Consider the following 12,299-nt stretch of genomic DNA (forward strand, 5'->3'; position numbering starts at 1 on the left):
TCCCGCGCGAGGCGGGTCAGTCGCAGGTGACGTGGGCGTCGGCCCAGTCAGCCCGATCCCACCACTCCGCCTGACCCGCGGGCGAGCCGGCTGCGTTCGGGTCGACCACGAGCCGCAGGATCTTCGCCCCGGTGACGTCGATCGCGACTTCCTTGGCCAGTCCCTTCGTCATCGCGCCGCTGTCGAAGCGCAGGTCGTCATCCGTGTACACGCGGAAGATGACATTGGGCGACGCGCCGGCCTTGTTCATGATGTCGTCGATCCCGACCGTCGCTCGGAACGCCGTGCACTTCGCGCCGAGGTTGAATTCGATCGTCGTCGGCGAGTTCGTGCCGAGACCCTTCTCGTACTGCACGCCGGCGAGGCGGATCGGCGCGCCGTCGCCGGCAGCCGCCTCTCCGATCTCGGTGTCGCGCTCGATCGGGCCGTAGGCCGGGTTGATCGAGGCCGACGCGAACCGCAGGTCGGACAGGTAGTGGCTGCCCGCGGTCGGCGGCTCGGGAAGCTCCCGCGCGGTCGCCTTGTTCGCGGCCTGCGCCTCAGCCGCGAGTGTGACGATGTCGCCGGTCGGCTCGGTGCGGAACGAGGACGTGTCAGTCGAACCGGTGAACTCGGCGCCGACCGCGGCCCAGTCGATGGACGCCGGTGCCTTACCGGTGTCGAACGACGTCTGGATGCTCTGGAAGAAGCGGGACCAGCGATCCTTGTAGTAGGTGCCGACAAGGCCCTGCCATTCCCGATTGGCGTAGTCGTTCAGCCCGCCGTCGACCGCGTTGCGGGCGCCCCACGTGGAGACGATCGCCCTGGCGTCGTACTCCAAGAGGTCCGCCTCGGCATCGTCCGCTGCTGCCGCCCTGGCATCAGCGATCCAGCGGCCCAACAGCATCTGCGGCTGGGTGCCGACGATGTCGTCGAGCAGATCCATGTTCGCGAGCCACTTCTCGCTGAGCGCGGTGAACTGCTCCCGGTCGCGCATCCCGTATGCCTCCTGCAGCTGCGGAAGGAGCAGCCGGGAGGTGTTCGAGGTCACTTGTCGCGAGACGTCCATCAGGTCGTATCGGTACGTCGCCGAGTCGCGCACCTTCGAGGCCCCGGCGAGCAGGTGATCCAGCGCCTCCGCGAAGCGCGCTGGGTCGTAGGCGAAGGTTCCGGGCGACCAGGACGCCGCGCGGGAGGCGCTGAGGGATGGCTTCGCGCCGTACAGGCCGTCCTGCGCCTCGCTGTAGCTCGGGTTGTCCGGCAGCGTGTACGCCGTCTCGGCGAGGATGCGCCAGGCGGCCTTCAGGTCGGGGTCGTCGACGCCGTAACGGCGCTCGGTCCACTGGTCGAACCAGTCGTTCACGTCGACCGGTCCGGAGCGCCAGGCGAGGCCGGCGAAGAAGTCCAGGGCGACGGGGTTGTTGAGGCCGCCCTCGGGCATCGCGGCGATGCCGTCGACCTTGCTGCCGTCCTTGCGCAGCCAGTCGTAGTAGCGCTGGTTCCACGTGGTCAGTTCAGCGCCCATCGTCGTGTGGCCGCCGAAGTTCCAGATCGTGCCGAAGGCGTACGGCACTCCGCTCCACTGCTTCTCCAGACCGCCGCGGTCGTCGTACCGGTCCGAGAGCCCGTCCACGATGAACGTCGTGGCGGGGTCGACCGCCGCGGCGACGTCCGCCGGCGGGTTGTTCTGCCAGCCGAGCAGCACCCAGGTCGCGCCCTTGTGCGCGGTCTGCAGCGCGTCCTCGATGGCGTGCGTGGCCGCGGGCACGTCGACGGAGCCGCGCTTGCCGCCCTCGTGCAGGACGTCCATCTTGTAGGCGTCGGAGGTGCCGAGGATGCGCTCGGACGCGTCGTAGAAGGCCGAGGCCACCTTGGGGAACGCTGCGCTGTTCGGATCGAGCCAACCCGGCCTCTGGTAACCGGTCCATCCGCCCTGCGGTTCGACCCGGGCATCGGCGTTGCGGGCGGCGAAGTCTGCCGGGACCGTGCCGAAGTAGCCGGGGAGCACGGGAGTCATCCCGAGCTCGCGCAGACGGTCGGCGATCTTGCGGCCCAGCTCAGCGCGCTCCGCGAGTAGGGCATCGCTGGTGCCCTCCGGGTATGCCGACATGTTCTGCAGCAGCCACCAGGGCTGGTGCGAGGGCAGCGGGATCCAGGCGCGTGCCTCGGCGTCGGTGTAGCCGAACTGCTGCAGCACCTCGGCATAGACGGCCTCGGAGCCGACCGGCATGAACAGCTCGTTGAAGCCGAGCGCGGCGAGCTCGTCGATCTCGCGCTCCCACTCCGCCCAGCTGCGATAGGCGCCGGTGTACCCGTCCTCGGTGTCGTTGCCGTAGTAGCGGTGCGACACGTTCGCCTCGGCGGAGAGCTTCTTCGCGGGCAGGGGCAGCGGGGCCGACTCGTCGACATTGTGCTGGTTCCAGGAGATGGACTGTCCGATGGTGCCGAGGTATGCGTTCACGGCGCTGATCGCGGTTGCGGGGTCGGTGGCCGCGATCCGGACATGGTTGCGCTTGCTGGTGATCTCGTAGCGATCCGCTCCGTCGTCGGGGAGGGCGACGAGGTCGAAACCGCCGGCGTTTCGACCGAGCAGCCGCTCGAGCGAAGCGCGGGCGGAATCGAAGCCCGCCGCCGTCTGCGCTGGCACATTGAGCTTCGCGAACCGGGCGGGAGCGTCCGCGTTCGCGGCCGTGGCACCGGTCAGTATCAGCACAGCTGCGGTCGCGCAGGCCGCCAATGAGAGCGCTGTTCGTCGGAATCTTCGGGGCGTGGGGTGCATCATCGGGCCTTTCGCCAAGGGGAGGAAACACCGCGGATGCAGTGTTTGCGCTGCCATCGTCCCGCGCCCGCGCCACTTACGCAAGGTCTTATCGTAAAGAGATCGCTAAAGTCTTCCCAGAACGGAGGCGTATGGATTCCACGATCGTCGGCACGGCTCGACTGAAGCGCCAGAACACTGGTCTCGTGCTCGGCACGCTGCGCGCGGCCGACCGTCCGTTGCGCATCGCTGAGGTCGCTTTAACGACGGAGCTCACCCGGTCGACCGTCGCGACGATCGTCGATGCGCTGGAGCGCGATGGATGGGTGTCGCGGCACGCGCCCGAAGGTGCCCTTGGGCGACCCGCTTTGCGGTACGGCGTAGATGCGTCCTGCATCCATGTCGTCGGGCTCGACCTCGGTCTCCATCGCATTGTCGTCGAGCTGGCTGATGCTGCAGGCACGGTGCTCGCGAGACGGAGCACGCCGCACGCGCTGCGTGACGGAGCGTCTCTCGTGGCCCTTGCGGGCGCGAACATCGACGCGGTACTCGCTGAGGCAGGACTCGCCCGCGAGGACATCCGGCGCATGACGGTCGGTGCGGTCGGGATGATCGACCGCGGGGCCGGCCGGGTGCGGGAGGTGCGCGGGATGAGCGCGCTCACCGAAGTGGACCTCCCCGACGAGCTGGGGCGGGGGATGGCCAGCGTCGACCTCGACAACGACGCCGACCTCGCCGCCGTGGCCATGACCCGGCTCGCGGGGGCCCCGATGTCGTTCCTCACCGTGCAGTGGGGGGAACGGCTCGGAGCGGGCCTCGTACTCGACGGGCGGCTGTATCGCGGTCCGGCCGGTGCGGCGGGCGAGCTCGGTGGCCTGCCGGTTCAGGACCCCTGGTCCGGGGCGCCGTCACAGCTCGAAAGGGTCGTCGGGGCGAATCGCGTGAGTGAGGTCGCGGGGCATGGGAAAGGTATCGTCGGCCTCTTCGACGCGGTGACGCAGGGCGAGACCGGCGCGGCAGCCGTCCTCGACGAGGTGGTGGGCGTCGCCGCAGGTGCTCTCGCTCCTGTGCTGCTGGCCCTCGACCTGCACGACGTCTTCATCACCGGTGGGATGGCCAGGGGTGGCGAAGTGCTCACCGCCGCGCTCGAGCGGCGACTGGGGCTGTTCGGACTCGGGCCGCTGTCGGTGAAGCTGTCTCCGTTCATGGAGGACACCGTCGTCCGCGGGGCCACCGAGGCCGCCCTGCGAGCGGCCTGGACCGAGGTGCTCGAGGGCCGGCTCGGCGGGCAGCATCCCTGAGTGTCAGCGGCGGCGTCAGCCCTCGCGCCGCCGCACGATCTCCGCGATCCAGCTCGGGGCGAACGGGCTCGTGCAGCCGGGCGCCGTCGGATAGTCGGCGAGCACCTGAAGGCGCTCGCCGATCTCAAGAGCGCGCTCGCGGCGAGACGGATCGTAGATGCCGATGTACGCGAGCGTCTCGTTCATCGCCCATTGCAGACGCTCCGGGGCATCCTTCATCTCGCGCTCGATCTGATCGAGCAGGGCGTCGAGGTCGAGCTCGTCGGGGTTCTTCATCACGCGCGTCGAGGTGAGCGACCAGGCGGATGCCGCGACATCCGGGTCTGCATCGTCGAACCAGCGCTGCCGCATCTCCTCGGCGAGCGGCGACTTCTTCACGATGTAGTTCACCAGCCAGTCGGACACCTTCGGGCCGTTCGCCTCGCGCATCATGCGGTCGAGGTCGTCAGCGGAGAACTCCTTCGGCTTCACGATGAGCAGTGAGACCAGCCGCGCGGCGGTTTCGCCGGTCATCCACAGCTCGCGGGACAGCTGAGGCGAGGTTCCGGCGGCCTTCGCGACGCCGCGCAGCTTCGTGAGGTTCACGCCGTGGTCGTCGCCGTGCCGCTCGTTGACGGCGCGCGCCTTCGGGTCGTCGAGGGCGGCGAGCTCCGCGAGAACGCTGTCGACCGTGGCATCCGTCATGCCGTCAGCCTACGCACCCTCGCGAAGTGTGGCGCCCGCTCCGGTCGCGCCCGCCTCCTGCTCCGGTCTCGATGGATGCGGGTGCGTGCACCCGCAACGAGTGCGACCGGAGCATCCGAGGCGCAGCGTCAGGCCGGCAGGCGCACCGTCACGATCAGGCCGCCGCCGTCGAGCGGCGCCAGGGACAGCGTCCCGGCATGCGCTCGGACGATGGATGCTGCGATCGCGAGCCCCAGCCCGACCCCGTCACCGTGCTCGGTCGTACGGGCTCCGCGCTGGAACGGCTCGGTCAGGTGCGCGACGTCCGCCTCGGTGAGGGAGGCTCCGTCGTTGCCGACCACGAGCACGGCCGAGCCGTCCGCCGCCGCCGTGCGCACGGCGACCCCACCGCCGGATGCCCGGTTGTGCACGATCGCGTTGTGCACGAGATTCGTGGCGAGCTGCTGCAGCAGAGCCTGCGAGCCCGTCGTGACCGCGGGCGTCAGGTCGGTGTCGAACACCACCGAACGGCTCGCCGCCAGCGGGGACAGCGTCTCGACCGCATCCTCGGCGAGCAGTGCGAGATCCACCGTCTCGGACGACCGCACGGCGCCCTCGGCCCGTGACAGCATCAGCAGCGACTCGGTCAGGGCGATCGCCCTGGCGTTCACGGCCGCCAGCCGTGCCAGCAGCTCGTCGCGGTCCGTGGAGGGGTCCGCGGATGCCACCTCGAGCATCGTCCGCGTGATCGCCAACGGCGTTCGCAGCTCGTGCGAGGCGTTCGCCGCGAACCGCTGCTGCTCGCCGACATGCCGCTCCAGCTCGGCCAGCATCCGGTCGAACGCGTCCGCGAGGTCGGTGAACTCGTCGCGGCGACCCGGCAGCGAGACGCGATGCGCGAGTGAGCCGGAGGCGGCGAGCCCCGCCGCCTCGTGCAGCCTGCCCAGCGGACGCAGCATCCGCCCGGCCAGCAGCCAACCGCCGACCAGCCCGCACACCACCAGCACGGCGAACATCGCCACGGTCGGCGGGGTGAACGCGCGAACGAGGTCGCGCTGGCTCGGCACGCGCTGCGGCTGGCCGTTCCAGCCCTGCATCCACCCCGATCCGTCCGGCACGTACCGCAGCAGGAACAGCCAGACCACGGCGAGCAGCAGCGCGCCGGTGAGCACGATGACGCCCGCGTAGCTCAGCGCGAGCCGCATCCGCACCGACATCCCGCGACTACGAGTCATCGTCGATCCGGTATCCGACGCCGGGCACGGTCACGATCACCCACGGCTCACCGAGCCGTTTGCGCAGCCCTGACACGGTGATGCGCACGGCGTTGGTGAACGGGTCGGCGTTCTCGTCCCAGGCCCGCGCGAGCAGCTCTTCCGCGCTCACCACTCCGCCGCCGGCGGCGACCAGCACCTCGAGCACCGCGAACTGCTTGCGGGTCAGCGGCACGTACCTGCCATCGCGGAACACCTCGCGGCGGAACGGATCTATGCGCAGCCCGGCCAGCTCGCGCACCGGCGGCGCGGCATGTGCGGTGCGCCGCGCGAGCGCGCGCAGCCGCAGCACCAGCTCGCGCAGCGCGAACGGCTTGGTCAGGTAGTCGTCGGCGCCGAGCTCGAACCCGGATGCCTTGTCATCGAGCCGATCGGCCGCGGTGAGCATCAGGATCGGGGTGCCCGAGCCGGATGCCACGATCCACTGCGCGACCTCGTCGCCGTTGGGGCCTGGCACGTCGCGGTCCAGGACCGCGACGTCGTAGGTGTTGTACGAGAGCAGCTCGAGCGCGGTGTTCCCGTCCGCCGCGATGTCGGCGGCCATCGCCTCCAGCCGCAGGCCGTCGCGGACGGCCTCGGCGAGAAGCGGCTCGTCCTCAAGGATCAGCACCCGCACGCTCGCAGTCTACAAAGCGGGACGTATCGAAAACGTATGCGCCCCCGCATACGCCCCGGCAACGTCGGGTTCGGGAGCGTGGAGGGCATGAGCACTCTCGCGCAGCGCCCTCGGGCCCCCTTCGTCCTCGTCTCGGCTCTCGGCCTCGCCCTGCTGGGGATGGGCGTCGTGATGGCCGGGGTGATAGCGCAGGTCGCCGGCGGGACGCCGGGCGCCGGGATGCCGGGTGGGGACCCGGCACCGCCGGCGGCCGCGGCGTCCGCCGAGCCGGAGCTCGTCGACGGCCCGGCGTCACCGTTCGATGACCGGAATGCATCCGTCGCGAAGCTCGTTCCTGAGCTGCGCGGGGCGCTGCGCGAGGCCGCGACGGCTGCGCAGAAGGAGGGGTACGAGATGGTCGTCAACAGTGGATGGCGCACTCCGGAGCGTCAGGAGCAGCTGCTGGTCGAGGCGATCTCGACCTACGGCTCGCGCGAGGAGGCGGCCAAATGGGTGGCCCCGGCCGACAAGTCCTCGCACGTGCACGGCAAGGCCGTCGACGTCGGAGATCTGGATGCCGCGATCTGGCTGGGGCAGAACGGGGCGGAGTACGGTCTGTGTCAGACCTACGCCAACGAGCGATGGCACTTCGAGTACCGGGCATCCGCTCCTCAGGACGGATGCCCCGAGATGTACCTCGATGCGACTCACGACCCCAGGCTGCAGTGACGACCGCGCCCGGGCTCAGGCCGCCGGTCGGGTGCCCGCCGGCGCGACTTGGGCGATGTCGGTCTACACCTCGGTCATCCGCCGCACCCAGCCGTCCTTGTCGAAGGACTCCCCGGTGTGCACGTGACGGCAGTGAAGTCGGGGTGGAGGTGCTGTGCGAGATCGCCCCAGCGGCGAGGGCCGCACACGCGAACCCGGCGAGCCCGCCGGGTCGCCGTTCTCAGCGGTCGAGATCGGCCAGGCCGGAGATCACCCTGTCAAGTCCGAACTTCCAGGCGCGCCGGGCGTCGTACGGGGCGCCCATCGCCTCTCCGGCGGCTCCGCCGACACGGCGCGCGAGCGGGAAGTCCTCGCCGAGGTAGCGCGCGAGGCTTCCGGCGGACTGCTCCCACGCCTCGCCGAAGCCCGTGTCGTCCGGCATCCGCACGATCCGGGGAGCGGCGGCGCGCACGAAGTCGAGGACGAACGACAGGGCGGCATCCCGCGCGACGTCATCGACCGCCGTGCCATCGAACGCGTGCAGCTCGTGGTCGTACTTCGCGATCGTGCCGGGACCCAGCGCGGTACGAGGATCGTGCACATCGAGCAGCCACGGATGACGGCGGAGCAGTGCCAGGTTGTCCTCGGCGACGGTGCGCACCCGGTCGGGCCAGTCCGCGCCGGAGAAGGGCGTGGAGGCCATCTGCGCGTGCGCGCTGTCCGCCATGAGCACGAGCAGGTCGTCGCGGCTGCCGACGTGCGTGTACACGGACATCGTCGTCATGCCGAGCGAATCGGCCAGGCCGCGCACGGTGAGGCCGGCCAGGCCGAGGTCGTCGGCCAGCGAGACCGCCCGGTCGACGACCTCGCCGACGGAGTGCTTCGGCCGCGGACCGCGGCGCCCGCCCGACGGCGCACCCGGAGCGTCACGCCACAGCAGATCGATCAACGGCCTCGGCATCGCGGAACCTCCTCGGGAACATCTCAATAATAGTGTACGTTGTACGAAGTTATGACGGGAGACACCATGAACATCACCCAGACCGCCATCTCGCTCAACGTCGCGGACGTCGACGCCTCCGCCGACTTCGCCAAGACCCACTTCGGATACCAGGAGGCGATGGCCGCCGAGGGGTTCGTGTCGCTGCAGCATCCCGCCGTGGCGACGAACCTCATCTTCCTCGCCACCGGGCTCGGCACATTCAAGCCCGCCGAGATCGCCGGCTCAGCCGGGCAGGGCCTTCTGCTCGTGTTCGTCGTGGACGACCTCGACGAGCAGTTCGCGCGCATCCAGGCCGCGGGGGCGAGGGTCGTCACCCCGCCCGAGACCGAACCATGGGGCGAGCGCTACTGCCAGTTCGCCGACCCCAACGGTCTGATCTGGCAGCTGGTGCAGTGGATGTGACGACAGCAGAGAACGCCGGTCCCCGACGCGCGTCGGGGACCGGCGTTCCGGTTCACAGGCGGATCAGCCCTGCGGAGTCGTCATCCCGGCGTGCCGGACGGCGAGCATCCGATCCATCGCCGCCAGCAGGCGGACGGAGTCGGGGCGGATGTCATCGGACGGCCGGTGCATGAGCATGCGCAAGGACGCCAGCGCGAGCATGATCGCGGCATCGGCGGCCTCCTCCGACTCCGCGCGCTCGGCGACCAGCTCCTGGAACTCCGCCTTCAGCGCACTCATCCACTGAGTGAACTCCGTGACGAGCTGCGGCTGCTCCGAGATGAGCCGCTTCAGCCGCCGTCTCTCCATGCCTGAGCTCATCGTGTCGGCGAGCAGATCGCAGATGGCCGGCATGAGCTCGCCCTCCGACGTGCGGAAGCGCTCGGCGGTCGCGGGGGAGATGATCTGCTCGGGCAGGTTGAGCGTGGCCGCGCTCTTCGAGGGGAAGTAGTTGAAGAAGGTGCGGGGAGAGACGCCGACCTCCTCGCAGATCTGCTCGACAGTCGTGCCGTCGAGCCCCTGCAGTTCGACCAGGCGCAGGGCGGCCTCATGCAGTGCCGTCCTGCGCTGCTTCTTCTTCCGCTCGCGCAGTCCGGCAGCGGGCTCCCCTGCAGCCTGGTCGTCGGTCATGTCAGCTGTGCACCTTGATCGTTCCGGTCTCGCTCACCCCGGCCGTGTCCGCACGCTCCTGCAGCGCGGAGCGGGTGCGCAGCGGTGGTGCCCGGAAGAACCAGCTCAGCACGAACGCGAGCATCAGCACCCCGAAGCCGACCCAGTAGATGACGTCGATGGCCTGCGTGAAGCCGACCATGAACGGCTTGGTGAGCGCCGGGTCGGCACCGTTCAGGAACGAGGTGTCGCTGACCGAGCTGCTCGATCCGCTGGATGCCTTCGAGTCGCCCTCGTCGATCTTCTTCGAGATCTCGGGTGCGAGCTGTTCGACCCAGTACCTGCGCTGAGCGTCGTTCGACCAGTCGACCGACACGGTGCCGTCGATGACGGATGCGTGGGCCTTGTCGGCCACGGCCTGCAGGGCCTTCTCCTGGGCAGCGGGCAGGGCCTCGGCCACCTTCTGGTCGATCACGGTCTGCGCGGCGGCCGCCGGCACCTGTCCCGCTGCGACGGCCTGGTTCACGCCGTCGGTGACAGCCTTCGTCACGGCTGCGGATGCCGCGGACTCGGCCTTCTGGGACGCGGTGTCGAGCTGCTTCTGGATGTTCTCCTGCAGCGGCTCGACGATCGGCGTCCAGAGTTGATCCATCACGGCCTGATTCTGCTCGGCGCCGGCGACGGCCGGATCGAGAGCGGCGTCCAGGGCCGCGGTGAGTGTGTCCTCGTCGGCCATGCTGTTCATCATGTTCGTCGGCAGCAGCGTGAACAGCAGCGAGAGCATGATCGCGGTGCCCAGCGTTCCGCCGATCTGACGGAAGAAGGTCGCCGCGCTGGTCGCCACGCCCATGTCGGGCGCCTCGACCGCGTTCTGGCTGGCCATCGTGAGCGACTGCATGAGCTGGCCGAGGCCGAGGCCGACCACCAGCATCCCGATCATCATGAACCAGATCGGGGTCTCGGCCGAGACGAAGGTGAGGATGAGGAAGCCCAGCGCCGTGGTGATCGTGCCGATGCGCGGGAAGAAGCCGTACCTGCCAGTGCGCGACGTGATCAGACCCGCGGCCATCGACGAGATCATCAGGCCGACGACCATCGGCAGCATCGCGAAGCCGGACTCGGTCGGGGTGAGCCCGGCGACGATCTGCATGTACAGCGGGATGGTCATCATGGCGCCGAACATGCCGAAGCCGACGAGCACACCGATGAGCGTCGCCCACGAGAACGCATGCGAGTGGAACAGGCGGATCGGGATGATCGCGTCGTCCTTCATCGCGATCTCGATGAGCACGAACGCGATCGCGCCGAGACCACCGATCACATAGCAGGAGATGGCGGCGACAGACCCCCAGCCCCACTCGCGACCCTGCTCGGCGACCAGCAGCAGCGGCACCAGTGCCACGATCACGGCGGATGCTCCCCACCAGTCGATGCGCGGGTTCTTGTGCACGCCGACCTTGGGCAGGTGCAGGAACGCGATGACCATGCCGAGCGCGATCAGGCCCACCGGCAGGTTGATGAGGAACACCCAGCGCCAGCCGGCGACCCAGAGGATCTCGTTCGCTCCGGCGAAGATGCCGCCGACCAGCGGGCCGATCAGCGCGGAGACGCCGAAGACGGCGAAGAAGTAGCCCTGGTACTTCGCACGCTCGCGCGGAGCGAGGATGTCGGCCATGATCGCGAGCGGCAGCGACATCAGCGCGCCGGCGCCGAGGCCCTGGATCGCACGGAAGCCGGCCAGCATGAGCATCGACGTCGAGAATGCGGCCAGCACTGAGCCGATGATGAACACCGAGATGCCGAAGATGAACAGCGGGCGGCGCCCGAAGATGTCGGAGAGTTTGCCGTAGATCGGCACCGAGATCGTCGACGTGATCAGGTACGCGGTGGTCACCCAGGCCTGCTGGTCGAGCCCGTTGAGATCGTCGCCGATGGTGCGGATGGCGGTGCCGACGATGGTCTGGTCGAGAGACGACAGGAACATGCCTGCCATGAGCCCGTAGATCACGAAGAGGATCTGACGGTGCGTCATGATCGGGTTCGCGCCCTCGGGGGGCGAGACCGGCGCGGAGCCGGTGGTGGAGGCGACGGTCATGTACCGGCCCTTCAGAGAGTCAAGAATTTTTGCAGACGCGCAATATTACACGACTGCATTCTTTGGGATGACTGGGAGCCGGATGCCGGGCCGGAACGACGGATGCCGGCGGATGGCGCACCAGGAGCAACTGCTCGTCGAGGTGATCGCGACGTACGGATCACGCGCCGAGGCGGCCATGGGCGACCACGGCAGCGACTTCGGGCTGTGCCAGATTCACGCGAACGAGCGCTGGCACTTCGAGTACCGGGTATCCGCCTCGCAGGACGGCTGCCCGCGGGCCTACCCGGACCCGACATACGACCCGCGGCTGCAGTAGGCGTCGTTCGAGTTACTGGGTTGTCGCCCGCCAAGGCGATGTGTCAGGAACAGTTACGAAGAGCTTTGCGTTGTCGAATGCTCCCCACCGGGCCGAAGGGATGAACTTCGCGATGTAATCGCCTGCGGCGGCAAGGCAGAAGGTCAGCGCCTGGATTTCGTCCGCACCGTGTAGCGCGGTCGACGTCATCAGTTGTCCAGACGAGTCGAGCAAATGGTACTCGAAGCAGTAGTCGACCGGCACGGACACGGAACGGACCTCGAGGCGCAGAACACCGAGATCGGAATCCAGTTCACGCACGAGCAGTGAGGATGACATGGTCTAGTCCGCGTATCGCAGGCAGGTGGCGTAGCGTTCGTTCGCCCGTTCCCAGCACAGTGCGCGATCTCGTGACGACGCTTTCGCTCGGCAGATGTCTCCGTCTCGGTCGAGCTGGGCATCGCACTGAGCTTTGGTCATCATCGGTGTGACGACAGTCTGCGGGACGTTGGACAGGGTCGCTGCTGCGTCAGGGCCGCCAAGTGCCTGAAGGCCTCCGCCTAGTGCCAACAACG

At 68.9% G+C, this 12,299-nt stretch carries 12 protein-coding genes; 4 read left to right on the top strand and 8 right to left on the bottom strand.

Going from position 1 to position 12,299, the window contains the following annotated elements:
* Positions 1 to 16: 16 nt before the first annotated feature.
* Positions 17 to 2,626 (bottom strand): alpha-N-acetylglucosaminidase TIM-barrel domain-containing protein, encoded by a 2,610-nt coding sequence (locus ACFVDO_RS14870; RefSeq protein ID WP_378858711.1) that lies wholly within the window; start codon positions 2,624 to 2,626, stop codon positions 17 to 19.
* Positions 2,627 to 2,889: 263 nt separating this feature from the next.
* Between ACFVDO_RS14870 and ACFVDO_RS14875 the strand changes: the two genes are divergently transcribed.
* Complete coding sequence (locus tag ACFVDO_RS14875) at positions 2,890 to 4,038, top strand: ROK family protein (protein ID WP_378858710.1); 1,149 nt, start codon at positions 2,890 to 2,892, stop codon at positions 4,036 to 4,038.
* 15 nt (positions 4,039 to 4,053) lie between these two features.
* Here the strand turns inward: ACFVDO_RS14875 and ACFVDO_RS14880 are convergent, their stop codons facing one another.
* From ACFVDO_RS14880 to ACFVDO_RS14890, 3 genes are all read right to left on the bottom strand, one after another.
* Complete coding sequence (locus ACFVDO_RS14880; protein ID WP_378858709.1) at positions 4,054 to 4,722, bottom strand: DNA alkylation repair protein; 669 nt, start codon at positions 4,720 to 4,722, stop codon at positions 4,054 to 4,056.
* Positions 4,723 to 4,850: 128 nt separating this feature from the next.
* Entirely contained in the window at positions 4,851 to 5,936 is a 1,086-nt protein-coding gene (locus ACFVDO_RS14885; protein WP_378858708.1) for a sensor histidine kinase, read from the bottom strand.
* A complete protein-coding gene (locus tag ACFVDO_RS14890; RefSeq protein WP_378858707.1) occupies positions 5,926 to 6,591 on the bottom strand; it encodes a response regulator transcription factor in 666 nt (221 codons plus the stop codon). The genes ACFVDO_RS14885 and ACFVDO_RS14890 overlap by 11 nt, the downstream gene beginning before the upstream one ends.
* Before the next feature lie 87 nt (positions 6,592 to 6,678).
* Here ACFVDO_RS14890 and ACFVDO_RS14895 point away from each other — a divergent pair, with 87 nt between their 5' ends.
* Complete coding sequence (locus tag ACFVDO_RS14895) at positions 6,679 to 7,299, top strand: M15 family metallopeptidase (protein WP_378858706.1); 621 nt, start codon at positions 6,679 to 6,681, stop codon at positions 7,297 to 7,299.
* 220 nt (positions 7,300 to 7,519) lie between these two features.
* Here the strand turns inward: ACFVDO_RS14895 and ACFVDO_RS14900 are convergent, their stop codons facing one another.
* Complete coding sequence (locus ACFVDO_RS14900; protein WP_378858705.1) at positions 7,520 to 8,239, bottom strand: TetR/AcrR family transcriptional regulator; 720 nt, start codon at positions 8,237 to 8,239, stop codon at positions 7,520 to 7,522.
* A gap of 66 nt (positions 8,240 to 8,305) precedes the next feature.
* Here ACFVDO_RS14900 and ACFVDO_RS14905 point away from each other — a divergent pair, with 66 nt between their 5' ends.
* Complete coding sequence (locus ACFVDO_RS14905) at positions 8,306 to 8,683, top strand: VOC family protein (RefSeq protein ID WP_378858704.1); 378 nt, start codon at positions 8,306 to 8,308, stop codon at positions 8,681 to 8,683.
* Between the two features lie 63 nt (positions 8,684 to 8,746).
* On the opposite strand, the gene ACFVDO_RS14910 is transcribed toward ACFVDO_RS14905, so the two are convergent.
* Positions 8,747 to 9,352: a TetR/AcrR family transcriptional regulator gene (locus ACFVDO_RS14910; protein WP_378857973.1), complete on the bottom strand. Its 606-nt coding sequence runs from the start codon at positions 9,350 to 9,352 to the stop codon at positions 8,747 to 8,749.
* 1 nt (position 9,353) lies between these two features.
* Positions 9,354 to 11,426 (bottom strand): MDR family MFS transporter, encoded by a 2,073-nt coding sequence (locus ACFVDO_RS14915; protein WP_378857974.1) that lies wholly within the window; start codon positions 11,424 to 11,426, stop codon positions 9,354 to 9,356.
* Between the two features lie 112 nt (positions 11,427 to 11,538).
* On the opposite strand from ACFVDO_RS14915, the gene ACFVDO_RS14920 reads away from it, so the two are divergent.
* Positions 11,539 to 11,745 carry a hypothetical protein gene (locus ACFVDO_RS14920; protein WP_378857975.1) on the top strand — a complete coding sequence of 69 codons (207 nt, stop codon included), beginning with the start codon at positions 11,539 to 11,541 and terminating at the stop codon, positions 11,743 to 11,745.
* 12 nt (positions 11,746 to 11,757) lie between these two features.
* Here ACFVDO_RS14920 and ACFVDO_RS14925 read toward each other — a convergent pair whose 3' ends face one another.
* A complete protein-coding gene (locus ACFVDO_RS14925) occupies positions 11,758 to 12,063 on the bottom strand; it encodes a hypothetical protein (protein ID WP_378857976.1) in 306 nt (101 codons plus the stop codon).
* Positions 12,064 to 12,299: the final 236 nt, after the last annotated feature.

The organism is Microbacterium sp. NPDC057741, from assembly GCF_042798735.1.
Lineage (GTDB): Bacteria > Actinomycetota > Actinomycetes > Actinomycetales > Microbacteriaceae > Microbacterium.